This is a genomic window from Pseudoalteromonas sp. SWXJZ94C, assembly GCF_015864385.1.
Classification (GTDB): Bacteria; Pseudomonadota; Gammaproteobacteria; order Enterobacterales; family Alteromonadaceae; genus Pseudoalteromonas.
Genome location: NZ_JADYXF010000026.1, coordinates 29,923 through 55,480 on the forward strand (window position 1 = coordinate 29,923; position 25,558 = coordinate 55,480).

Here is a 25,558-nt window from a genome sequence, read left to right on the forward strand (position 1 = left end):
TAATTAGTTATGCCTCCTACAGCCGTTACTGCGCCTATGTGTAAATATCGCGGGCGTTTTGCACCGTCTCCTTCTGGACCATTACATTTTGGTTCACTTGTGGCGGCTGTAGGTAGTTACCTTGATGCAAAAGAAAATCAAGGAAAATGGTTAGTACGTATTGAAGATATAGACACCACGCGCGTTATCAAAAACGCCGATACCGATATTCTAAACACCTTACAAGCCTATGCCCTATACTGGGACGAACCTGTTGTTTATCAAACGCAGCGCCTTAATTTATACCAAGACACCGTTAACTCCCTTTTAAAGCAAAACCTTATTTATGGGTGTAACTGCACTCGAAAACAAATAAAAGCCATTGGTGGTATTTATAAAGGGCATTGTAAAGCGCTTAAGCACAACACAAATACTGGCGCACTTCGTCTTATTCAAACTCATGCAACAACGCAATTTAATGATCTTATTCAAGGCGATATTAACGTCAATAGCGCCCTCGCCCATGAAGATTACTTAATAAAACGTAGCGATGGTTTATTTGCCTATCAACTTGTAGTAGTGGTTGATGATATTGAGCAAGGTATTAATCGTATTGTAAGAGGCGCAGATTTAATTGAGCCAACAGCACGACAAATTAGTTTGTTTAAACAGCTTAATAACCCAATACCTGAATTTGCACATTTACCGTTAGCTGTAGCTAAACCAGGATTTAAGCTTTCTAAGCAAAACTATGCACCCGCCATAAGTAAACAAAATCCAAAACCGGCATTAATAAGTGCATTCGAGTTTTTAGGTTTACCAATAAACGCTAATTTAATGGACTTAAATATTGAGCAGTTAATGGCATGGGGAGTAAACAAATTTAACTTAAAACAGGTTCCACACGTACCTGAAATACAAATTTCTCAGCATCCAACTAGCCAAGCCATCCAATTTACACAATTAAGTAAATAAAAATCACTAAAAACGGCTTAATTTCAACACATCAACTTAATTTTTAAACCCTGCTGGTATATGATACCCGCCTAAATATATGCTATTTACGTTAAACAGTTAGTATTACGTTATAACACCTATACTTGCTGTAGTTTTTGATTGCGATGGCGAGCCAATCAACACCTTCTAGGAGACAGATTATTATTTCCAAGCTTTTTCAATTTTGCAGACAAATAATCGGCCCAAATACGAGTGCCGAAAACACGCCTGTAAGTGCATCTGTAAGCAGCGAACCGTTAGTGATCACTCGTGGTGAACATGGTATCTCTCGCAAACAATTTAGCCCAAATGCAATCAAAGTACTTTATCGTTTAAAAGACGGTGGCTACGATGCCTACTTAGTTGGTGGTTGTATTCGCGATATATTGTTAGGTCAGCAACCAAAAGATTTTGATGTAGTAACAAACGCGACACCTGATCAAGTAAAAAAACTATTCAGAAATTGCCGTTTAATAGGTCGTCGCTTTCGTTTAGCACACATTGTATTTGGTCGTGAAATTATTGAAGTAGCGACTATGCGCGGACACCACGAAGCGCCAGAAGATAAAAACCAAATAAGCCAATCAAGCGATGAAGGTCAATTACTTCGCGATAACGTATTTGGCAGTATTGAAGAAGATGCAGAACGCCGCGACTTTTCAATTAACGCGCTTTACTACTCAATCAACGATTTTAGCATTCACGATTACGCCAATGGTTTAGCCGCAATAAAAGCTAAACAAATTGAGTTAATTGGTGACCCAGAAACGCGTTACCGAGAAGACCCTGTGCGTATGTTACGTGCAGTACGCTTTGCAACAAAACTTGATATGAGCATTGCGCCAAACAGCGAAAAACCAATAGCTGAACTAGCAAACTTACTTGATAACATTCCGCCTGCGCGTTTGTTTGAAGAAATACTTAAGCTGTTTTTAAATGGTAAGGCTGAAGCAAACTTTTTAATGCTGCGTAAATACGGTTTATTCCGTTCGTTATTCCCTGAACTAGATAAAATTTTAGATAAAAACCCTGACGGTCTTGAAAACAAACTCGTTCAGCAAATGTTTCAAAATACCGACAAGCGTATAAATTCAAATAAAAAAGTAACGCCTGCGTTTATTTTTGCTGCACTGCTTTGGTTCCCGTTATTGGAGCACACTAAAAAGATTCAAGAACAAGAGCAAATACTTGAGTACGATGCCTTTGCACAAGCAATGAATAAAGTACTTAGTGAAAGCTCTCAACATATTGCAGTACCAAAACGCTTTACGTTAGGCGCACGAGATATTTGGCATATTCAGCATCGTCTAGATAAACGTGCAGGACAACGTGCTTACAGATTAACTCAGCAGCCTCGCTTTAAAGCCGCTTACGACTTTTTATTGCTACGTGTGGATGCTGGCGAAACTCAGCATACTGAGCTTGCACAGTGGTGGACACAATACCTAAGCCAAGATATTAACGGTCAAAAAGACATGGTTAAAAACTTAGGTCATCAAGGCGGTCCTAAACCACGTAAACGCACTCGTCGACGCGCGCCTAAAAAACCAACCGAGTAATAATATGCACTGTGTTTATTTGGGTTTAGGTGCCAATCTAAACTCACCAAAAGAGCAGCTTGATAACGCAATAACTGCGCTTAAAAAGCTGCCTGATTGTGAGTTTGTAAGCGTATCGCATTACTATGCAAGTAAACCGATGGGCCCACAAGATCAACCCGATTACATAAACGCCGTTGCATGTATTAAAACAAGCCTTGAGCCTGAGCAATTACTGGATTTAACACAAAGTATAGAGCTTGAACATGGGCGAGTTAGAAAAGCCGAGCGTTGGGGTCCACGTACACTTGATATAGACACCCTATTATTTGGCGATCAAATTATAAATACCACGCGCTTAACAGTGCCTCATTATGGTTTGAACGTTCGTGAGTTTGTAGTGTATCCATTGTTAGAATTAGCACCCAAACTCATTTTACCTAGCGGCGTTGCATTGCAAGATATTGCAAATAATTTACCGCTCAATGACTTACAACAATTACCTCTGTAATTAACCTAGGCTTATGCCTGCGAGGAATATTATGTCTAAAATAACCGTTTCTACTTTGAACAAAATGAAAGCAGAAAATAACAAAATTACTGCATTAACAGCCTACGACGCTAGTTTTGCAAAGTTATTTCATGATAACGGCGTTGAAGTTATTTTAGTCGGCGACTCTTTGGGCATGGTACTTCAAGGTGGCGATGACACGCTTGCCGTGACCAATCAAGATATTGCATATCATACCCGTTGTGTACGCGCAGGTAGTCGCGAATTATTTGTTATTGCGGACTTACCTTTCATGACTTATTCAAGCGTAAGCGATACCTGTAAAAATGCAGCAGAACTAATGCGCGCAGGCGCTAATATGGTAAAACTTGAAGGCGGAGAATGGCTTTACGAAAGTATTCAAGCGCTTACCCAACAAGGTATTCCGGTATGTGGGCATTTAGGTCTTACGCCGCAATCTGTTCACGTATTTGGGGGCTTTAAAATACAAGGTCGTGAAGAGAGTAAAGCACTTGAAATGATTGCAGATGCAAAAGCGTTAGAAGCGGCTGGCGCGCAATTATTAGTACTAGAATGCATTCCAAGTGCACTTGCTAAACGCATTACCGATGCGATAAGCATTCCTACTATAGGAATAGGCGCTGGTAACTTAACAGACGGTCAAATACTGGTAATGCATGACTTAGTAGGTATTTCAGCTGGGTATATTCCTAAATTTTCTAAGAACTTTTTACTTGAAACAGGCAACATGCCTGAAGCAGTTCAAAAGTATTGTACCGATGTTAAAAGTGGCGCATTTCCAAGCGCTGAACACGAGTTTAAATAATGCAATCAATAACTGAAATCAGATCGTTACGTAGTCAAATTAAAGCATGGCGCCAAGCGGGTCTTAGCGTTGCACTAGTGCCAACTATGGGTAACTTGCATCGCGGGCATTTTTCGTTAGTAGAAAAAGCAAAAAACTTAGCAGATAAAGTCGTCGTTAGTATTTTTGTTAACCCAATGCAATTTGGTGCTAACGAAGATTTAGATAATTACCCTCGTACGTTAAACGAAGATAAACAAGGTTTAGCGGAGCTCGGAACAGATATAGTATTTACGCCAAGCACAGAAACTATTTATCCTAATGGATTAGGTGCACAAAGCTTTGTGGATGTACCTGATATTTCGCTGGGTTACTGTGGTGGCTCTCGCCCAGGTCATTTTAGAGGCGTTGCAACAGTCGTTACTAAGTTATTTAACTTAGTACAACCTGACTACGCCTGCTTTGGTGAAAAAGACTTTCAGCAACTACAAGTTATTAAAACCATGGCGCGCGACTTATCAATTCCGGTTGAAGTAATTGGTGTGCCTACCATGCGCGAAGTATCTGGGCTTGCTATGAGTTCGCGTAATGGTTATTTATCCGATGAGCAAAAAACAACTGCAACTATATTATTTAAAGCACTTAATACTTGTGCAGAGCAGCTAAAAAGTGGCAATAAAGACTTTGTAAAACTTGAAGAAGAAGCTAAACATAATTTAGCTCAAGCAGGTTTAAAACCTGACTATTTTGAGATAGCTCAACGAGATACATTAAAAAATGCTACACTCGATGATACACAATTTGTGATTTTAGCCGCAGCCTATTTTGGTGGTGTTAGATTGATCGACAATATTCAGGTCGAAATTTAATATTATTGCGACTCTATTTTTAAGGATAAGAAGCATGCAAACTTTAATTAAAACAAGCGTAGCCGCCCTTACTTTTTTAGTTTTAGCAGGTTGTCAAAACCAAATAGAAAGCCCTGAACTTAACCAGTGTGCTCAACAAAACTATCAATGCGAAACTAACTGCGAACAGCAATCAATTGGCGAAGGCTTAAAACAACAAGTATGCTCTGGTAAATGTGTTGAGAGCTATAATCAGTGTAAAGTACAAGCTGAAAAATTAGGTAATTTATAATTTAGTTTTTGTTTTTAGTTTTAAAAAACCGCTTAGTTGGCGGTTTTTTTATGCCTTAAACATCGCCGCATGTAAATTTAAGGCGCGTTACGTCCACTCGGCGTTGCTTTAAAGTCTTTAATCATATTATGTGGGTCAACTAATGAACGGTGCTCTTTTGTTGCCTCACCCCACCAAATAAGTCGATTAATGGTTCGGCTAAAATAGTCAAACCATGAAATTTTATCTTCATCTGTTTGCAAAGATCCATCCTCATTAAAAACGTCTTGTGCTTTAAAAAAACGAGAATCTTCATATCTAAAACTCTATTTATTGAATCGTAGAAAATCATCACTGTGATTAATTACCATGCGATAGAAATTATGTTTTTAGGAAAGTTGTACAATTGTTTTTTATTACCAAAGTAATGATTTTTAAGATAAGTATTTTAGATAGGATTTATTCACTAAAGGATAGTTAACTACAAAGTGGGATTTATAATAAAGTAGCTCTGTAATTACCTCTGCATTAGTTTATTTATATTGGCTATCAATCAGATGCCTTTAAAAAACACGTTTTTAATAAATGTACTATAAACAAAAAAACCAGTTAATGAATGTCATTAACTGGCTTTTATATTCGCTATATTAAGGTTTGTTTAATTTAAACCAAGCTTTTTAAGTTCTACCTCTACTAGCTTTGCAGAAAGTGGTACATAACCATCTTTTTCTACAATTTGCTGACCGTCTTTTGAAAGTACCATTTTTAAGAACTGTGCTTCCATTGGAGACAACGGCTTATTTGGGTGCTTGTTTACATAAACATATAAAAAGCGAGACAACGGATATTTACCTTTAGCAACGTTATCTAATGTTGCATCAACAAAGTTATCGCCTTTTTTAGCAAGTGGTACAGTACGTACACCCGATGTTTTATAACCAATACCAGAGTAACCAATTGCATTTAATGACGATGAAATTGACTGTACTACTGATGCAGAACCAGGTTGCTCATTTACGTTGTTACGAAAGTCACCTTTACACAATGCTTTCTTTTTAAAGTAACCGTAAGTACCCGATACAGAGTTACGTCCGTAAAGCTGAATGTCTCTTGCTGCCCAGTTACCTGTTAAGCCAACATCACTCCAACGATTTACTTGCTCAGACGCACCACATTTGCGAGTAGATGAAAAAATAGCATCTACTTGGTCAATACGAAGACCTTCAATTGGGTTGTCTTTATGAACATAAACAGCTAGTGCGTCAATTGCTACGCGTACTTCTGTTGGTTTGTAGCCGTAGCGTTTTTCGAACGCTTCGATTTCTTTTGATTTCATTTTACGGCTCATAGGACCAAGGTTAGCTGTACCTTCGGTAAGTGCCGGTGGAGCAGTAGAAGAACCTGCTGCCTGAATTTGAATATTTACATTTGGGTAAATACGTTTGTACTCTTCAGCCCAAAACGTCATCATGTTGGCTAAAGTATCTGAACCTACTGATGAAAAGTTGCCTGAAACACCGCTAATTTTTTGATACTCAGGAATATTTTGATCTAGAGCAAAAGCTTGAGCAGATACGAAAGTTGTAACAGCCACACCCATTGCGGCAACTAAATTTTTAAATTTCATGGTGGGTTCTCCAGTTTGTTCGTCCCATTTTGTAACTGGTGCCCACTTTAAAGTGAGTACATGACAGTTACATTACTCTTAAATGACACTTTTATGACTTGACTGATTAGCTTAATTTTTTAGTTAATGGAACAATCTTATCCATTGAAAATTCAAAAGAAAAACACGATCCTTTACCTACTTCACTCGTAATATTTAATTGGCTATCGTGGCGTGTTAACACATGCTTTGTAATAGCTAAGCCTAAACCGGAGCCACCAGTTGTTCTACTGCGTGCTTTATCTACTCGATAAAAACGCTCAGTTAAACGGTTAATATGCTCTGCTGCAATACCATCACCGTTATCGATAACACTAAAGCACGCTTTGTTATTTTTACGCTGCCAACACACTTCTACTTTGCCACCAGGCTTTGTGTAATGAATAGCGTTAAATACTAAATTAGAAAATGCACTGCGTAATTCGTCCTCAGAGCCTTTAATATCTAAAGAGGTGTCTATATCAAAAATAAGTTCGTGCGCTTTATCTTGATTGATTGATTGCGCTTCTGTTTGAATATAAGTAAGTAACTGGGGAACATTAATTGCTTTATCGTTATCTTGGCGGCGTGCACCTTCAATACGCGAAAGCGACAATAGTTGGCTAACTAAACTATCCATCCGTTTGCATTGCTCAAGCATTGTTTTTTGTGCTTTACCCCACATAGCCGGTGGCGGCATCATATCGCCATCCATCATCTCAAGATAACCGGCAATAACCGTTAGTGGAGTTCGAAGTTCGTGCGATACATTTGCCACAAAGTCTTTACGCATTTGCTCAAGTTGTTTTAAACGCGTTACATCTCGCACTACCACCATAAGCTGCGTACTAGCATATGGCATTACCCTAAATTCAAGTACTTGCTCCACAGCATGCCCATTATCAAGCTCAAGCGCATCGTCAAACTCGCCTTTGTGCATATATTTAGCAAACTTAGGTTCGCGTATTAAATTATCAAGTCGCTGACCATGATCCCCCGGCCACTGTAAACCAAGTACTTTAAGTGCAAGTTGATTACACCACACAATACTTAAATCGTTTTGCAGCACCACAACGGCATCAGGTACAGCTTCTGCACCATCACGAAAACGGCGAATTAAATCGGCAAGTTCATTACGTTTTTTACGATTACGATGTTGCAGATGATAAATACCTTCGAACACTTGCTCCCATGCCCCCTCACCTTCAGGCGGATTAAAGCTACGTTGATTAAGTAGCCAATCACTCAAACGATAAAGTTGATGGTAGTGCCAAACAAGAAGAGAAAAAGATCCTAAAAATAAAAGCAAAAATGGTGCGCCAACTAGCACACCAATTAATAGTAAGGGTAAAAAATAGATAAACAGGCGTTTTACTAATGCCTGTTTATTAACAACTCGATACATACACTCACTTTACCTTAGAGTAGTAATACATGCGTATTTCACACATTAACTAAGCTTTAAGCTGATCACAGCTTACTTGAAAAACGATAACCGGCACCACGTACAGTTTGTACTAAACGGTCATGTCCAAGTGATCCAATTGCTTTACGTAAACGACGGATATGCACATCAACAGTGCGATCCTCTACATACACATTGGTACCCCATACATGATCTAGTAATTGTTCACGACTATAAACACGCTCTGGGTGGGTCATAAAAAAGTGCAGTAATCTAAACTCGGTTGGTCCCATATCAAGCTCATTACCCTCTGAGGTAACACGATGCGAGATTGGGTCTAAGCGTAAGCCATGTACTTCAATAGCTTCCTCTAATGAGGTTGGCGATACACGGCGAATAACCGCTTTAATACGCGCCATAAGTTCTTTAGGAGAGAACGGCTTAGTTACGTAATCATCTGCGCCTACTTCAAGACCGCGTACTTTGTCTTCTTCTTCACCGCGTGCCGTAAGCATAATAATTGGTATTTGGCGTGTGTGTTCATTTTGTTTGAATTTTTTAGCAATTTGAATACCACTACCACCTGGTAACATCCAATCAAGTAAAACCATATCAGGATACGGTTCAACCATAGCAGCAATAGCAGAGTCGTAATCTTCTGCTTCAATTGCTTGAAATCCATTTTGCTCTAAAACAAAAACCAGCATCTCCCTAATAGGAGCTTCGTCATCTACGACTAGTACTTTACGTGACATTCCAATTTATCTCTTACGCTATCGAATTAGTTTTCATTATTATGACTAAGTATGACATTTTTATGAAAGTGTAACGTGTAAATGAAAATGATAGTAAAAAAAACACAAAATAGTGACAATAAATCTCATTAACACCATATTTTTAAACATTTTTAGTATTTCAGTCAGTAAAAAAGTGATTTGCGATAAATTTATATAAACAAAGACTTTTTATAAATTTAGCCACCCTACCTCTTTCTATATGTTGCTAAATAAAGCTTATTTACTGGGATCAATATTTTACTAACCATACTTTTTTAACTGATCGATTGTTTAAAAAATAGCTTTAAACACAATTTGAAACCGATAAACACGCTTGTATAAGCATCAACATGTACAAAAATAGATCTGTATTTTACTAAGCCCATAATAAAAGATCAGATTTTTACCAAGCTGATCTATTTACAGATCAGAGTTGTACCTAGTCAAACATCTAAACTGTTGATTGTTTATACAAACATATAACGATCAGATTATTTTAAAGCTTAAAATACCGTCAATGTGTATTTTACTTAGTAAAGTAATGATCCCAAATTACTTATGTTAGTAAATGCGTGATCCCAAAATACAACGTTAGTAATGCAGTGATCTCACAAGTGTAATCTGTAAGATAAAGTTACAAGCATTAAAAAAGCCAGCAACTAAGTTACTGGCTTTAAAAATGATCAGTTATAAAATGATCAATTATCTAATTTTAGGGTCTAGCTCACCGCTTAAATACTTAAGGTGCATTTCATCAAGTGAAATTGGCTTAATTTTACTAGCCTGACCAGAGGTACCAAACGAGTTGTAGCGTGCAACACAAATTTCTGTCATTGCTTTAGTCGCTTCGGCTAGGTATTTACGCGGATCGAAGTTAGATGGATTTAGCGCCATATGACGACGAATTGCACCAGTAGATGCTAAACGTAAATCGGTATCAATATTTACTTTGCGAACACCAAACTTAATACCTTCAACAATTTGCTCAACAGGTACGCCGTAAGTTTCTGGAATTTCGCCACCGTACTGATTAATAATTTCTAACCATTCTTGTGGAACAGAAGACGAACCATGCATAACTAAATGCGTGTTAGGAATACGCGCATGAATCGCTTTAATACGGTCAATTGCTAAAATGTCATCGGTTGGTGGACGTGTAAATTTATAAGCACCATGCGATGTACCACAGGCAATTGCAAGTGCATCAACGTGAGTTTTATTTACAAAGTCAGCGGCTTCTTCAGGGTCTGTTAGCATTTGCTCAGTAGTTAATATACCTTCTGCACCAACGCCATCTTCTTCGCCAGCTTCACCTGTTTCAAGTGAACCTAATACACCTAGCTCGCCTTCAACCGATACGCCACAGGCATGCGCCATAGCAACAGTTTCGCGCGTTACTTCTACATTGTATTCGTAGCTTGAAGGGGTTTTACCATCGCTCATTAATGAGCCATCCATCATTACAGATGAAAAACCAAGCTGAATTGAACGTTGGCATACACCTGGCGATGTGCCGTGATCTTGGTGCATTACAACTGGGATATGTGGCCATTCTTCAACGGCTGCTAAAATCATATGACGGATAAATGGAGCACCAGCGTAGGCACGAGCGCCAGCTGATCCTTGAACGATTACTGGGCTGTTTGTTTTGTCAGCCGCTTCCATTATCGCGCGCATTTGCTCTTGGTTATTAACGTTAAAAGCAGGTACGCCATAACCATGCTCTGCTGCATGATCTAAAAGTTGTCGCATACTGATTAAAGCCATTGGGTATTCTCCAATTTATCGACAGTAGTTCCCTACCATCTAGTTTGAACGGATGTGTTAGTTTGGCGTTACTACAACGCCACGAAAAACCACTGCTTTGCAGTAAAATTCCGTATAAATTAACTATTAAATTAGGGTGAGAGGTATTTAATAATTAATTGTCGCAGGTGGAGTAAACCCCACCCGCTTACGCCTAAGTAAAATAAATTACTTAGCGCGTGATTCTAGCATTTCAACAGCAGGAAGTTTTTTGCCTTCTAAAAACTCTAAGAACGCACCACCACCGGTAGAAATATAAGATATTTTGTCGCTAATACCGTATTTATCAATTGCGGCTAGGGTATCACCGCCACCAGCAATCGAAAACGCATTTGAGTTAGCGATAGCTTGTGCAATAGCACGAGTACCATTACCAAACTGGTCAAACTCAAATACGCCAACAGGACCATTCCATACAACAGTGCCCGCATTTGCAATAATTTTTGCAAGCTTGCTCGCTGTATCAGGGCCAATATCAAAAATCATATCGTCGCTTGTCACTTCGCTTACATCTTTAAGCGTAGCTACAGCAGATTCCGAAAACTCATTACCAACTACTACGTCGGTCGGTACCGGAATTTCACCATTATTAGCAACAGCTGCTGCACATAAACGGTTTGCTTCATCCATTAAATCAGCCTCATAAAGCGACTTACCAACAGGATGACCTGACGCTGCAATAAAGGTATTAGCAATACCGCCACCAGTAACTAGTTGGTCAACAATTTTAGAAAGTGAATCTAAAACAGTTAACTTAGTAGATACTTTTGAACCGCCTACGATTGCCACTAAAGGACGAGCTGGGTTATCAAGTGCCTTGCCTAATGCTTCAAGTTCAGCCGATAACAACGGACCAGCACACGCAACATCTGCAAACAAACCAACGCCATGCGTAGACGCTTGTGCACGGTGAGCCGTACCAAATGCATCCATTACGTAAACATCACACAGTGCTGCAAGTTGTTTAGATAACGCTTCGTCGTCTTTTTTCTCGCCTTTGTTAAAGCGCACATTTTCAAACACAACAACTTCGTTATCGGCAACATCAACACCGTTTAGGTAATCTTTTTCTAAACGTACAGTTTGTTCAAGCGCATCGTTTAAGTAATCAACTACAGGCGCAAGCGAAAACGCTTCGTCATACTCGCCTTCTGTAGGACGACCAAGGTGAGACATAATCATTACTTTAGCGCCTTTTTCAAGGGCTAATTTAATAGTAGGTAGTGCTGCACGAATACGCGCATCTGACGTCACTTTACCTGCTTTAATTGGTACATTTAAATCTTCACGAATTAATACGCGCTTGCCGTTTAAATCTAAATCTGCCATTTTTATGACTGACATGAACATCTCCTTAGTTAACGATACTGAACTTAAAATATATGTTTAAAATTATAATATTAATAAATAAAATTACAGCTTTGTTGCCATCATAGCACGTGCAGTGTCGAGCATACGATTAGCAAAACCCCATTCATTATCACACCATACCAACAGCTTTATTAATCGTTTGTGACTAACGCGCGTTTGTGTGCCATCAATAATACAAGAATGCGGATCGTGATTAAAATCAACCGATACTAATGGCTCTTCGGTATAACTTAAAATACCTTCAAGGCGGTCTTTCGCTTGTGCTTTAAGTGCATTATTTACCGCACTTAAATCTACATCGGTATTAACCGTTACACTTAAATCCATTGCCGTTACATTTATAGTCGGAACTCGTACAGCAATTGCCTCAAAACGACCTTTAAATTTAGGTAATATGCGGTCTATACCACGCGCTAATTTTGTATCTACCGGAATAATAGATTGGCTGGCGGCGCGAGTACGGCGTAAATCATGATGATAACCATCAATCACTTGTTGATCGTTCATCGACGCATGAATAGTGGTAATAGCGCCCGACTCAATACCAAACGCATCATCTAATACTTTAATAACCGGCACTACACAGTTAGTAGTGCACGAGCCGTTAGACACAATTGTATGCTCGCTTTTAAGCTCATCGTCGTTAATACCATATACAATAGTGGCATCAACATCGTTATCGGCCGGATGCGAAAACAACACTTTTTTAGCGCCTGCTGTAATGTGCAACTGTGCGTGTTCACGCGAGTGATAAACGCCCGTACATTCAAGTACAACATCTACATCGAGTGTTTGCCAAGGTAATTCAATGGGGTTTTCTTCACAAAAAAGTGCAATGGTATCGCCTGCAACACGAATGGTGTCTTCGCCAAGTTTTACAGGGAAAGAAAAACGACCGTGGGATGTGTCGTATTTTAATAAATGAGCAATAGCTTCAGGGTCAGCAAGTTCGTTAATCGCGACAATTTTTATAACGTCGCTTAAACCTGACTCGTATAACGCGCGGACAATATTTCGACCAATACGACCAAAACCATTAATTGCAAGTTTGATTGCCATGAAATATAAAATCCACTCTTTTAGCGTGCAGATAAAGGCTATTTGCCTTTTTGATGGCAGTATTGTAATCGACCTTGAGTATTATTATAAGAGGGTAATATTAGAAACTTTAAATTATCGTTATAACTAAACATTTATATATCTAAAATTTAAATTCATTTATTGCCTACTTATCGCGTTTCTTATTTTACGTTTAAATCAAACACCACATTTATTGATGATTTAAATGTAATAGTTTCTTGCAGGTACCTGCCTTGTTCAAATGGATTTCTAGTAACTTTAGAACCGGTTACAACTATTCTCTCAAAATTATCTGCGCCATAACCATAACTTGAACGGTTAGAATTTGAATTAATACTGTAAATTTTCCCAAGCTCTGCGCCAAATGCTTTAGCAAGCTCGCTCCCTTTAACTATAGCGTTATCTATTGCGCCTTGTGTTGCTTGTGCTTCTAACTGCGCGAATTTTGAAGACATAAGCTCAATATTCGTCAGTTCATTAATTTTTACACTTAATGCAAAATCGATAAAATCATTCAACTTTTCAATATTTCTTAATGTTACTTTAAGTGTTCTTGTTGCTACATATCCTGCATTAATTGCTGTACCGCTCTCGACATTAAACTTGTCGTCATCATTGTAAGTTAACAGGCTTGTAGCAGAAACATCAGTCTCCTTAACACCGAACTTGCTTAAACCTTTAAGTAGCAAGTTTACTCGATCATCAACATCACGTTTAGCATCAAGTGATTTGTCTTTAAAGCTTATTACTTCAAAAGAAATCTCAGCCATATCGGGCTTTGCTAATACCTCCGCAGTGCCCTGTACTGCAATATGACGATTAGCAGGTAAGCTTGAATTAGCAAAAGTGATAAGTGGGAATAATGTTAGAAAAATAGTAGTGATAAGTTTCATATTCGTTCCTTGAAATGATAATTAGTTAAATAATGACTCCGTAACCGTACCTATAATCATACGAATAACAATAAAAGTAAACTGCTTACCATTAAACCTCGGTGTTAACCGATAAGGTATTTTATCGCTGGGTGTTGCTGTCCTCTACGTCAACTCACCTACTTTTAGCTCTTTACCACGGCTTATTTGATGGCACTGGGCTAGCAGTAACTCGGCGGTGGCTTGTGCATCGGTTAACGCATGATGGCAATGATAGCTTGGTAACTCATAACGTGTGCGGCAAGCATTAAGGGTTAAATCATCTTGTTTTATTTCAGATGAATGATGCAGTAAGCGCTTTTTCTCAATATGGAGTGTGTCGATTATGAGTTTAGGACGTATAGTTATATTGGCATTTTTAAGCGCTATTTTTAAAAACCCCCAATCGAGCATGGCATTATGAAATACTAAAATACAATCACTAAAGTGGCTACTTAACTGCGTTAATATACTGTTTAGGCTTAGCCCTTTTGCTATAGCATCGTCGCTAATTCCATGAAAAACAGGACTTTGCTCAAGGCTTTTTACGTCTTTATTTATAAGGTGCTGCGACTCGCTCATTTTTATACATTGGTTATCTATTATCACCCACGCTACCGATACAATTTCGTGCTGTTTTGCATCAAGCCCAGTGAGCTCTAAATCAATCACCAAATAACGTTGTTGTAAGGCATTTTTACCTAATAATTTACGGCGCTTTAAATACCGAGTGAGCAGCTTTTTAACCATGTTAGTAATCCATTATTATAAACTGCCGCGAGCAAACTTAAACGCGGCGGCTTGCTGCGCTTGTTTAACAAGGTAAAACGCTTCTTTTAGTTGATGGCGTTCTAGTGAGTTTAATTTATTAGGATTAATACAATTACTTGGTAAGCCTTCTTCGTTTATTTGTGTACTCAAGCGAAGCTGCGTTAAAAATCGCCAGCAATCTTTTAGGTTGTATATATCTTCTTTGCTGATCAGTTTGTGTTTTAGTAGTGCGTCTAATCGCTCTTGCGTGTTGGCGCGCTTAATACCCGCTTTTAAAGCGTATAAACGTACTATGTCGTTTATGATCACCACGCCGCGTTTTTTTAAATCTATGTATTTGTCGTTTTTATCTGTTTTTTCGGTTTTAAATTTATTAAATAAACCAATAGGTACGTTGTTGTTACTTATGTCAGTTGCCATAGCAGCGTAAAACAAATCGTTACGCGATATACGAATTAATTGCTCGCAAAAAGCCGTGTATAAAGCGTTTGAACCTTCAATAAATCGCAGGTCAAAAAATATCTTACAGTTAAGCATTGCATTGGGTGTGGGGCTTTTTATCCATTTAAAAAAGCGCTCGCTCCAGTCGTTTACGCTCATTCGGCACTCATCGCTGCTTGCCATAATATTACCTGGGCAACGCCTAATGCCGCACTCAACTAAGTTTTCACATACAAACTCTCCCATGCTTTTAAAGTAAGCGTGTTGTTCGGGGGTTAAGTCGTTAGGGAGTAATAAGCCGTTATCTTGATCTGAATGCAGGGTTTGTTCTTCGCGTGCTTGCGAGCCAAAGCAAATAAAACTAAAGCTGGTTGGCGCTGCGCCATGCTCTTCTTGAAATAAGTGAATAAGGCGCGATGTAAGCGCATCGGTTAAACCACTGAGTAATTTACCAATGAGCGATATGTCGTCAATATTGTACGAAAAACTACGCAGTAGTTCGGGGATTTCTTTTGCGTAGCGCTTTAAATCAGTAACAGTATGCGCTTTATATATGCGCCCAATAAGCTGTACGGGGTCGCTTTTTTGTTGGCGCAGTAAATCGGTGCTGGTTATCATCCCTATCGGGTTGTGACTTTCGTCAAGCACGGGTAAATGATGAATATTATATTTAAGCATTAAGTGCAGCGCCGAAAACACCCGGTTATTTTCAAATATAAACTTGGGCTTGGCGGTCATAATACTGCTTACTGCATCTTGTGGATCTACCTCGTCGGCAAGTACTCGATTACGTAAGTCGCGGTCGGTTACTACCCCTACTAAGTGCGCGTGCTGCGTTATCATTATTGACGATACGCCATGCTCTTTCATTTTTTTAGCACTTTGCCTAATACTTGCATCGGGCGTAAGCGTAATGGCGGTGCGGGTCATCAGCTCTGATATTTTACGCTCAGACCAACTATCGTTTTTACTTTTATAATGCGATGACAACAACCGGTTAGCATGAGCGCGTACAAAGTATTGCTCAAACGATTTATATTCTCTGCGTAAAAAATCAAAGTGCGTTTGAGAGAGCATATACACAATGCCCTCTTTTTGTACTTCTAACCTATTTTGAATTGCCTCGCCGGTTAACAGCGACGGAAAACCAAAATAATCACCTTGCGCCAAGCGTGTAACAACATCGCCCTTGCCATCAACTAGGTCATACAAACCAGAGCGAATTAAAAACAGTTTAGGGTTTTCACTTTGTAACCACTGAGTTTGGTTTTCGCGGGTGAGGTAAATAATATCAAGATGATTTACAAAATATTCGTATGCGCTGCTATCAAGCATAGTAAAAGGCGCTTGCAAACAAACGTATTGGGCTATTTCTTGTTGTTCTACACTCATTGTATTCGCTCTTTAAATGGTGATGTACCAATCTAATGTACTTATTTATTAAACAAATAAAAAGCCCGACTAAAGTCGGGCTTTTGGTGCTTTATGTTATCTAAACTATATCTATAAATTGTAGCCTAGTGGTCGTGCGCTTCTGCAGACCCTTTAGGGTTACGAATGCTTTCAACCATTTCTTGAATTTCAACTGGTGTAGGTTTAGTAAACTTAAGAACAATTGCAGCAACTGCAAAGTTAATAATCATACCAATTAGACCAATACCTTCAGGCGAAATACCTAAAAACCAGTTTTCAGGGCTGTTTAGCTCTGGGCTAACAAACTTGAAGAAAATGATATACGCAGCGGTAAAGCCAATACCCGTTACCATGCCTGCAATGGCGCCTTCGCGGTTCATTGTTTTAGAGAATATACCCATAATAATTGCTGGGAAGAAACTCGCTGCCGCCAAGCCGAATGCAAATGCCACTACCGATGCCACAAATCCAGGCGGGTTAATACCAAAGTACGCGGAGATAACAATAGCGACCATGGCTGCCAACCTCGCTGCAAGTAACTCTTGCTTGTCGGTAATATCGGGCTTAAGGGTTCGCTTGAGTAAATCGTGCGAAACGGAGGTCGAAATAACCAGTAGTAAACCGGCTGTTGTAGACAATGCAGCGGCAATACCACCTGCAGCTACAAGTGCGATTACCCATGCTGGTAAGTTAGCAATTTCTGGATTAGCTAATACCATAATGTCGCGGTCTACGTTTACTTCGTTAGCACTGTTCGGATCGGTGATTTTACCCGCCGTGTAGAACATTTTGCCATCGCCGTTTTTATCATCAAATGTAATTAAACCTGTGCGTTCCCAGTTTTTAATCCACCCTGGTGCTTCTGCGTAAGCTGTACCGCTACCGTCTTTACCATTTATGGTATCAACCATGTTTACGCGAGCAAAAGCGGCTACCGCTGGTGCTGTGGTATAAACAATCGCAATGAACACTAATGTCCATGCTGCAGAAATACGCGTGTCTTTTACGCGAGGTACCGTGAAAAAGCGAACAATTACATGTGGTAAACCCGCAGTACCTACCATTAACGCACCCGTAATAGCGAACACATCAATCATGCTCTTAGAGCCTTCGGTGTATTGCGCAAAACCAAGTTCAGCACTTAAGCCGTCTAGTTTATCAAGTACGTACACGCCATCGCTGCCAATTAACGTGGCACCAAAACCGGTTTGTGGGAAGAAGTGACCCGTCATCATCATCGAGATAAAAATGGCTGGTACTAGGTATGCAAATACAAGCACACAATACTGCGCTACTTGTGTGTAGGTAATGCCTTTCATGCCGCCAAGTACCGCATAAAAGAATACAATCACCATACCAATGTAAACACCAGTTTCAATTTCTACTTCTAAAAAGCGTGAAAATACGACGCCTACACCACGCATTTGCCCTGCAATGTAAGTAAAACAAATGAATATGGCACATACAATTGCCACTAAACGCGCAGTGCGTGAATAGTAACGGTCGCCAATAAAGTCTGGCACAGTAAACTTGCCGAATTTACGTAAGTAAGGCGCTAAACACATGGCTAATAGTACATAACCACCTGTCCACCCCATTAAGTAAACGCTGCCATCGTAACCTGCAAACGAAATAATACCCGCCATTGAAATAAACGACGCGGCGCTCATCCAATCAGCAGCCGTTGCCATACCATTAGCAAGAGGAGGTACGCCGCCGCCCGCTACATAAAACTCTTTAGTTGAACCCGCTCGAGCCCAAATTGCTATGCCGATATAAAGCGCAAAGCTTAAACCAACAATTAAAAACGTGAGTGTTTGAACATCCATTGCTTAGCTCCTATTCGTCTACGCCATATTTTTTATCTAACGTATTCATTTTGAAAACGTACACAAAAATCAAAGCAACAAAGGTATAAATCGCGCCTTGCTGGGCGAACCAGAAGCCAAGTTTAAACCCAAAAAAACGTACTTCATTAAGTACATCAACCAGTAATATGCCAAACCCAAAAGACACAATAAACCACACTGCTAACAGTTTAAATAACAGCGAAATGTTTTCTGCCCAATAAGCTTTTGCTTGTTCTTCATCTTTAAAAGCCATTTTTATTTTTCCCCTTTAAGCATCACAATATTGTAATGAGTGGTTTTTTATCTTCGTTAACCAATTTAGCAATGCTGCTTAAATATTGAATTGAGACTATGGTCGTAACAGCTTGTTAACGTTTACGTAAACTGCATTTAACCATTGACGATAAAGTTCGTATTTTTATTTAATTTCAACTGGTTAAGTAAATATCGCACATTGGCTTTTTTGCTAAACCTATAACTTGTTGATTAATACGACATTAGTCTAATGCTTTACCTTACTTTATTTTTATTATTAGTATTCAATAAGATAGCTTTAAAATTAAAACTTTACTTTAAATTCAACCCTCACACTTAACCTCAGTTCTGGTATTGTGTAGGTACTCGCTATGTCCGAGTGTAAATTTAAATAATAAGGTTAAAAAACAACATGACTGCCGTACTCATTATTGTCGCTTTAGGATATATAGGTGTGCTGTTTTGGCTTGCCAACTGGGGCGATAAAACAACACCTTTAGCAAAGCGCATTAGCCACCATCCCTTTGTGTATTCGCTTTCGTTAGGAATTTATTGTACTTCGTGGACTTATTACGGGTCGGTGGGTACAGCTGCCACAAGTAGTTGGAGCTATTTGCCTATTTTGCTTGGTCCTGCATTGTTGTTTTTTTTCGGGCAAGGGTTTTTACGTAAACTGGTATTGGTAAGTAAAAAACAAAATATTACGACCATTGCCGACTTTATTTCAGCTCGTTATGGTAAACGCCAAACTACCGCAATTATGGTTACTGTAATCGCGTTACTGGCAACTATTCCCTATATTGCACTGCAATTAAAAGCGCTCAGTACTAGCTTTTTACTGCTGCAAAGTAGTACTAAAATATCGGGCGATATGCTCGCGCTTTCGGCAACATTAATTATGGCATTATTTGCAATATTTTTTGGTACCCGCAAGGTTGATGTAACCGAATATCGCTCGGGTTTAATGCTTGCCGTAGCGTTTGAGTCAATGATTAAACTTATTGCACTTGTAGCGGTAGCAGGGCTTGCAATATTTACCTTATTTAATTTACCCGAAGCCACTGAAAACAAAGTAACTGAGTCGATTTGGGCGCATTGGAGCGACTTTAACTTTTTTAATTTTAACTTTATCGGTCAGTCGTTAATGGCCGCTGCGGCAATTATATGTTTGCCTCGTCAATTTCATGTAACGGTGGTCGACAATCAAAATAAACGCCATTTGCTTACCGCTCGCTGGGCTTTTCCGCTGTATTTACTACTAACAGCCGCAATGATTTTACCTATTGCGACTGCGGCAATTCATCCTGAAATTGGCAGCGGCTATTCACCCGACAGCTTTGTACTTGCCCTACCGTTAATTAACGACAACGCCTTTTTAACCACCTTTGTATTTATAGGTGGTTTGTCGGCCGCAACCGCAATGATTGTGGTCGCAACGCTTACGTTAAGCACCATGATCTCAAACGACGTAGTGCTGCCACTTATACTCCGCCGTAAATTTAAACGTAACTTAATAACCACCAGTTACAAATCGCAAATTTTACTGGTTAGGCGCTTTACCATTGCCGGTATATTAATTTTGGCTTACTTTTATCAGCAATGGTTTGGTCATAGCAGTGCACTGGCAAGTATGGGCTTAGTTGCTTTTTCGCTTGTTACTCAATTATTACCCGCTATTGTGGGCGGTTTATATTGGCGAAAAGGCCATGCTTATGGGGTTTATGCGGGGTTATTAGCAGGCTTTATTTGCTGGATACTTTTTTTAATGCTGCCAATTTTAGATGCAGGAAACACGCTAAATAGTGAGCTGCAACAAACATTAATTACACGCGGTACGCTCATTGCCTTATTTGCTAATATTGGTTGTTATATTAGCTTTTCGTTAGGGGCTGAAGAGCGCTTAATTGATAAAATTCAGGCTGCTGCATTTGTTAATCCAAAAGATCAGGCTATTTTATCAAGACGTTTAAATAAAGACGTAAAAGCCACTGTTTACGACTTTAAAATACTACTACAAACATTTTTAGGTATTCAGCGTAGCCAACAAGTATTGGCACATTACGCACTCGCTCATCACTTAAACGATAACAACGCCCACCCAGAGCCAGAGTTTATTGCTTATTGCGAACGCGCATTAACGGGCGTATTAGGTGCGTCATCAGCGCAAGCATTAATACACACGGTTTCGTCGGGTAAACGTATGGCATTTGAAGAAGTGGTAAACTTTTTTGACGAAACCACACAAGCCCTGCAATTTAACCAAAACCTATTGTTTACATCGCTTGAAAATTTAAGCCATGGTATTTCTGTTGTCGATAAAGATTTAAAACTAGTTGCATGGAATAAGCGTTACGGCGAAATGTTTGGCTACCCAGAGGGATTTTTAGAAGTAGGTCAACCCATAGAAGACATTATAAGATACAACGCTAACCGGGGTGAATGTGGCCCAGGTGAAATAGAACGCCAAGTAGAAAAACGTGTACAGCATTTAAAATACGGTAGCTCGCATCACTTTATTCGTCATCGTCGTAATGGGCAAGTATACGAAATGATAGGTAATCCACTGCCCGATGGCGGATTTGTTACCAGCTTTTCAGATATTACTAATCACATAAGTACGCAAAATGCGCTTGAAGAAGTAAATATGGATCTTGAAAACCGCATAGAAGCGCGTACTCAAGAAGTACAAACCATTAATAAAGACCTACAAGCACAAATAGATAGCCGTATACAAACCGAGCAAGCACTTACTTTAGCCAAGCGTGAAGCAGAGCAAGCAAACGACAGTAAAACACGCTTTTTAGCATTAGCGAGTCACGACATTTTACAGCCATTAAATGCAGCGCGTTTATACCTTGCCGCCATTGACGAAAAACAGCTCGATAGCACCAACCAAAACAACTTTGATAAACTCGGTGATAGCCTCGACTCAACCGTGCATTTAATGTCGGCACTGCTTGAAATAGCCAAGCTAGAACAAGGTGCTATGACCCCTACCCCACGCCACTTTTACATTGAAGATATTTTAGCGCCACTGCAAAGTGAATACGCTATTTTATCAAGCGATAAAGGCCTTAAATTAGGTGTACGTTCAAACCATCAGGTTGTGCACAGCGATATAACCTATTTGCGCCGAATTATTCAAAACTTGGTGTCTAATGCGGTTAAATATACCGATAACGGCCGTGTATTGATTGCCTGTAGAAACCGTAAGCATAATTTACGCATAGAAGTATGGGATACAGGACCTGGCATTAGTGAAGTAGAACAAGCCAAAATATTTAACGACTTTTATCGCGTAGAATCGGGTGATAACAAAGGCGTTGGCTTAGGACTTGGCGTAGTAAAACGAATGGCAGACCTACTAAGTTTACCGCTAGACGTACATTCAGAGCCCAATAAAGGCAGCCGCTTTAGTATTGAGGTGCCCTACGGCGATGTACAATTTGTACAACAAAAGCCAACAGCAAGTAACTTAATAGAAAACCGCGCTGCAATTAATATTGTAGCCGTAGACGACGACCCCGAAAACCTAGCTGCAATGGCAAGTTTACTTAAAAAATGGCAGGCTAATTACACACTATTTGATAATGTAGATACGGTACTAAGGCACGCTAAAGAAAACGGCGCACCCGATGTTATTTTAATGGACTACCAATTAGGTAATGACTGCGATGGCATAACGCTTATTAAAACTCTACGTGAAATATGGCAAAGCCAAGTACCTGCTATTTTAATTACAGCAGTGCGCGACACAGAGCTTAAACAAGAAACCAAAGCCGCCAATATTCATTATTTAAGTAAGCCAATTAAACCAGGCAAACTAAAAGCACTGCTTAACCACAGTACTTAATACCAATAACTATTAGCTAACTTTTACCGGCACAAAACAAAAAGCCCAGTATCAATACTGGGCTTTGCTTTAGCTAAACTTTACTTAACTTGAACTCTGGTTAAGAGGTTTTCAGTGAAAACAAGGCAAACTTACGCGTCAATAGCTGGCCTATTGTAAGTAAATTCAACGCAGTAAGCGCTGAAAATAGCTGCTTGAGATAGATTTATTATCCAAAGTTCAGGTTACCTAACTAACTCTGCTTCTAAGCTTTTGGAATAACCAGCTTAACCCAACCAACGATAGCCCTAAACCAATAAACGAAAGCGCTTTAAGTAAGCCCTCCAAGTTAGCCATATCAATTAAAAATACTTTTACAATAACGGCAGCCAATATACCTAAGCCTAATTTTTGTATTAATAGCTGATTTTTAAGATGACCAAAAATAACCGTACCCGCACCTAATACTAACCAAATAACAGAGTAGCTATAAAGTTCTGCATCGCTTACCCCTTTTGATAAATAAATATAAGGACCTTGCCAGTATTGGCGAATAAAACTGTTTATTGCTAATAAAATAAATGCACCAGCAATAGCCAATATAAACGGCGTCGCTTTAGCGTTAATAGGCTTTATAAATGTTGAAAGCCAAAGCGTTAACCCACCAGGCACTAACCACAATAACAATAACCAGTTAAATAATGGCAACTCACCAACATAAATAGATTCAAATAGCGGATTATTATCTAACAGTGTTTTTAGTGCAAAAAGCCCCGCTAATCCTACAAGTATAAAGCCCGCTGTTTGATACAACTTAGTTAAACTACCTGCAATGCGTGCTCTGTGTAAATACACACACCCAAGCGCAAGCCAGTTACAGGTAAGTAATACTTGCTCGTAAAAGCTAAGGGAGTCAAATTGCGGATAATGCCCGACTAGCTGATAACTTGTTTCGGTGGTAATAAAAAGTGCTAAACAGTGCAGCGCAGCGCCCTCTAGCCATACCTTCATTTTAGATTCGTTAAAACACTTGGCCGCTACAAAAAATAACGCAGTACATAACGGATACACCACAATACTCCAATGCAAGCCCAATATAGTTAGTGCATCGTAATTATCTAGCCATGGTGCAGCAGTCAACCGCAGTAATAATACAGCTACTAGCGCTTTTATAGGCCAGTGCGGCATAGGTACATTATGGCGCTTAACCAGTACGCTTATAAGCAACACTTGAACGGCAAGCGCTATAGTTAAACCACTGTCGTTTAATAGCATAGTTATGGCAAGCGTAATGTTAGCATTAGCACCAACCCAATACGTAAAACGCTGCCAAAGTGTAGTGCCTTGCTGTGCTAATTTAATTAAAGCGGCGCTGACTAAAAACAAAATTACGGCCCAAAATGGGTATGCGGTGCTTAACGCCGAATTTGGAATTATTGCGTATAAAGTACCTATCATTACAAATAAGCTAAATGCAGCGGTAATATGAAAAGCCAAACGTTTAGATTTCTTTTTACCGTAGTAAAGCCCATAAGCCGTAAGCGCAAGCCCTAGTAATATCCCTAAGCCATATTCGTTTTTAAATATAAATAAAGCGTCATCAAATAGCTCAGGGGTAAATTGGGTTTGCTCTGCACTGAGCACTAATACCGTAGCAGTCACTAGCGCTACACCTTGCCATAAATCCCAGCGGCTATTTTTAAGTACTAAAAATAAAATAACAACAATGCTTATTAAGCTAATTACCTGCCATTGCATATCAAAAGAATCAATAGCCATCGCAAATACAAGCGGTGCTATTAAAGCAACAAGCAATAAATGATCAGGAAACACTTTTGTTAGGCGTTTTAAACTGTGTGGTCGATGTTCAATAACATCTAATTTTAAGCCCAAGCGAGGTATCGCAATTAAACCTATAACACTTAGTAATGCAAACGCACCCATAAGCCAAATAGTGTCATTTTTAAATAATGAAAAGCCCACTAAATACCAACCAATGTGCCCTGCCCATAATAAATACCAAAGCCAAATTCGTTGTACTTTACGCGCAACTAACGCAGCCGATAAACTTACAAAACCAACATACATAAATAACGCAAACAAGTTACCGCTACCTGTATTAACCCATATTGGTACGCTATAAGCACCAATAATACCTAATACTGCCAATAAAGGACCAAGTCTAAGTGCCATAGCGCTCGCACTAATTGCAATAACTGCCAGTGCAAAAAATGCCACTGTAGGGCTAAGCATATTGTAATTACTGTATGCTAAAAGCGTTAAAGCAAAACAGGTAATAAACCCGCCACTGGCAAGCGCCGCAGGTATGTAGTTATTAAAGCCTTCAAATACAATACGTTTATAATGCAAATAAGCCGCAGCTGCAATTAAGCCCAGCCCAAATAAGCCGCCTAAACTCAGCCTCATTACAGGCGATAGTAATCCAGCTTCTAGGCTGTATTTAGCTAAAAATATGCCCCCAAACGCAAGCGCTATTGCGCCTATCCAGGTCATCCAGTTTTCTTCAAACCCTGCTCGTAGTTTATTAAATAACAACTCAATAGAAGATTGCTTTACCGGTTTAGCTTTTGTTGTATGACCTGATTGGGGTTTAGCACTTGCTGGGTGAACTGTTTGAGTAACGTGTTCAGAATTAGAACTAATAGTTGGTTTAATAGTTTGCTCAGTTAGTAACTCATCACCCTTTTGGATGTTTGATGAATTAACTGATTGCATTGAAACCTGGGAGGTATGCAAATTTGCTGACTGAGCATTGTTTTGCACTGCCGTGTTTTTTTGCACTGCTGTAGTGTTTTGCCCAGCAGTATTGGGTTGCAAGTTGTGCACTTTTGTTTTTAAAAGTACAACCTCATGCTTTAAATTACTTAGTTTTATAAGCGCAATTAAACCGCAAATAGCGCCCGCTAAAACAACCAATATAAATATTATTGCTAAACCAATTAAATCATCCATGGCACACTCTATTGTTATTTTTTACCTGCTTAGTGTACCTATGTTTATCTGTATATGTATATTTTGTTTATAAAAAAGCCT

At 39.3% G+C, this 25,558-nt stretch carries 20 protein-coding genes; 7 read left to right on the plus strand and 13 right to left on the minus strand.

Annotated elements, in window-relative coordinates; all coding sequences use genetic code 11:
• Positions 1-9 precede the first annotated feature (9 nt).
• The 6 genes from gluQRS to I6F65_RS12510 all read left to right on the plus strand — a co-directional run bounded on the left by gluQRS (position 10) and on the right by I6F65_RS12510 (position 4,969).
• Positions 10-954 (plus strand): tRNA glutamyl-Q(34) synthetase GluQRS, encoded by a 945-nt coding sequence (gene gluQRS / locus I6F65_RS12485; protein WP_197113098.1) that lies wholly within the window; start codon positions 10-12, stop codon positions 952-954.
• A 146-nt stretch (positions 955-1,100) separates the two neighbouring features.
• The gene (gene pcnB / locus I6F65_RS12490; RefSeq protein WP_024611522.1) at positions 1,101-2,534 is read left to right on the plus strand and encodes a polynucleotide adenylyltransferase PcnB; all 1,434 of its coding nucleotides are present in this window, start codon (positions 1,101-1,103) and stop codon (positions 2,532-2,534) included.
• A gap of 4 nt (positions 2,535-2,538) precedes the next feature.
• The gene (gene folK / locus I6F65_RS12495) at positions 2,539-3,024 is read left to right on the plus strand and encodes a 2-amino-4-hydroxy-6-hydroxymethyldihydropteridine diphosphokinase (protein WP_166112244.1); all 486 of its coding nucleotides are present in this window, start codon (positions 2,539-2,541) and stop codon (positions 3,022-3,024) included.
• Between the two features lie 31 nt (positions 3,025-3,055).
• Complete coding sequence (gene panB, locus I6F65_RS12500; RefSeq protein WP_197113100.1) at positions 3,056-3,850, plus strand: 3-methyl-2-oxobutanoate hydroxymethyltransferase; 795 nt, start codon at positions 3,056-3,058, stop codon at positions 3,848-3,850.
• Positions 3,850-4,698 carry a pantoate--beta-alanine ligase gene (gene panC / locus I6F65_RS12505; RefSeq protein WP_024611525.1) on the plus strand — a complete coding sequence of 283 codons (849 nt, stop codon included), beginning with the start codon at positions 3,850-3,852 and terminating at the stop codon, positions 4,696-4,698. The genes panB and panC overlap by 1 nt, the downstream gene beginning before the upstream one ends.
• Before the next feature lie 34 nt (positions 4,699-4,732).
• Complete coding sequence (locus tag I6F65_RS12510) at positions 4,733-4,969, plus strand: hypothetical protein (RefSeq protein WP_197113103.1); 237 nt, start codon at positions 4,733-4,735, stop codon at positions 4,967-4,969.
• Between the two features lie 77 nt (positions 4,970-5,046).
• Here I6F65_RS12510 and I6F65_RS12515 read toward each other — a convergent pair whose 3' ends face one another.
• The 12 genes from I6F65_RS12515 to I6F65_RS12570 all read right to left on the minus strand — a co-directional run bounded on the left by I6F65_RS12515 (position 5,047) and on the right by I6F65_RS12570 (position 18,670).
• A complete protein-coding gene (locus I6F65_RS12515) occupies positions 5,047-5,211 on the minus strand; it encodes a hypothetical protein (protein WP_197113105.1) in 165 nt (54 codons plus the stop codon).
• A gap of 395 nt (positions 5,212-5,606) precedes the next feature.
• Positions 5,607-6,575, minus strand: coding sequence for a PstS family phosphate ABC transporter substrate-binding protein (locus I6F65_RS12520; protein WP_024611528.1), 969 nt, complete (start codon positions 6,573-6,575; stop codon positions 5,607-5,609).
• Positions 6,576-6,681: 106 nt separating this feature from the next.
• Positions 6,682-7,998 carry a phosphate regulon sensor histidine kinase PhoR gene (gene phoR / locus I6F65_RS12525; RefSeq protein ID WP_166112235.1) on the minus strand — a complete coding sequence of 439 codons (1,317 nt, stop codon included), beginning with the start codon at positions 7,996-7,998 and terminating at the stop codon, positions 6,682-6,684.
• Between the two features lie 65 nt (positions 7,999-8,063).
• Positions 8,064-8,753: a phosphate regulon transcriptional regulator PhoB gene (gene phoB / locus I6F65_RS12530; protein ID WP_024611530.1), complete on the minus strand. Its 690-nt coding sequence runs from the start codon at positions 8,751-8,753 to the stop codon at positions 8,064-8,066.
• Positions 8,754-9,476: 723 nt separating this feature from the next.
• Entirely contained in the window at positions 9,477-10,541 is a 1,065-nt protein-coding gene (gene fba, locus I6F65_RS12535) for a class II fructose-bisphosphate aldolase (RefSeq protein WP_007377491.1), read from the minus strand.
• Between the two features lie 207 nt (positions 10,542-10,748).
• Positions 10,749-11,924 (minus strand): phosphoglycerate kinase, encoded by a 1,176-nt coding sequence (locus I6F65_RS12540; RefSeq protein WP_166112232.1) that lies wholly within the window; start codon positions 11,922-11,924, stop codon positions 10,749-10,751.
• Between the two features lie 69 nt (positions 11,925-11,993).
• Positions 11,994-13,010, minus strand: a complete 1,017-nt coding sequence (gene epd, locus I6F65_RS12545) for an erythrose-4-phosphate dehydrogenase (RefSeq protein ID WP_197113106.1) — start codon at positions 13,008-13,010, stop codon at positions 11,994-11,996.
• 182 nt (positions 13,011-13,192) lie between these two features.
• Entirely contained in the window at positions 13,193-13,924 is a 732-nt protein-coding gene (locus I6F65_RS12550; protein ID WP_197113107.1) for an SIMPL domain-containing protein, read from the minus strand.
• 144 nt (positions 13,925-14,068) lie between these two features.
• Positions 14,069-14,692, minus strand: coding sequence for a 3'-5' exonuclease (locus I6F65_RS12555; protein ID WP_197113108.1), 624 nt, complete (start codon positions 14,690-14,692; stop codon positions 14,069-14,071).
• Positions 14,693-14,707: 15 nt separating this feature from the next.
• Positions 14,708-16,546, minus strand: coding sequence for a DUF294 nucleotidyltransferase-like domain-containing protein (locus I6F65_RS12560; protein ID WP_166112214.1), 1,839 nt, complete (start codon positions 16,544-16,546; stop codon positions 14,708-14,710).
• Between the two features lie 125 nt (positions 16,547-16,671).
• A complete protein-coding gene (locus I6F65_RS12565) occupies positions 16,672-18,396 on the minus strand; it encodes a sodium:solute symporter family protein (protein ID WP_197113109.1) in 1,725 nt (574 codons plus the stop codon).
• A gap of 10 nt (positions 18,397-18,406) precedes the next feature.
• Complete coding sequence (locus I6F65_RS12570; protein WP_007377498.1) at positions 18,407-18,670, minus strand: DUF4212 domain-containing protein; 264 nt, start codon at positions 18,668-18,670, stop codon at positions 18,407-18,409.
• 414 nt (positions 18,671-19,084) lie between these two features.
• Here I6F65_RS12570 and I6F65_RS12575 point away from each other — a divergent pair, with 414 nt between their 5' ends.
• The gene (locus I6F65_RS12575; protein WP_197113117.1) at positions 19,085-22,525 is read left to right on the plus strand and encodes a PAS-domain containing protein; all 3,441 of its coding nucleotides are present in this window, start codon (positions 19,085-19,087) and stop codon (positions 22,523-22,525) included.
• 228 nt (positions 22,526-22,753) lie between these two features.
• On the opposite strand, the gene I6F65_RS12580 is transcribed toward I6F65_RS12575, so the two are convergent.
• On the minus strand, positions 22,754-25,477 hold the full coding sequence (locus tag I6F65_RS12580) for a DUF2339 domain-containing protein (RefSeq protein ID WP_197113119.1): 2,724 nt from the start codon (positions 25,475-25,477) through the stop codon (positions 22,754-22,756).
• Between the last annotated feature and the right edge of the window lie 81 nt (positions 25,478-25,558).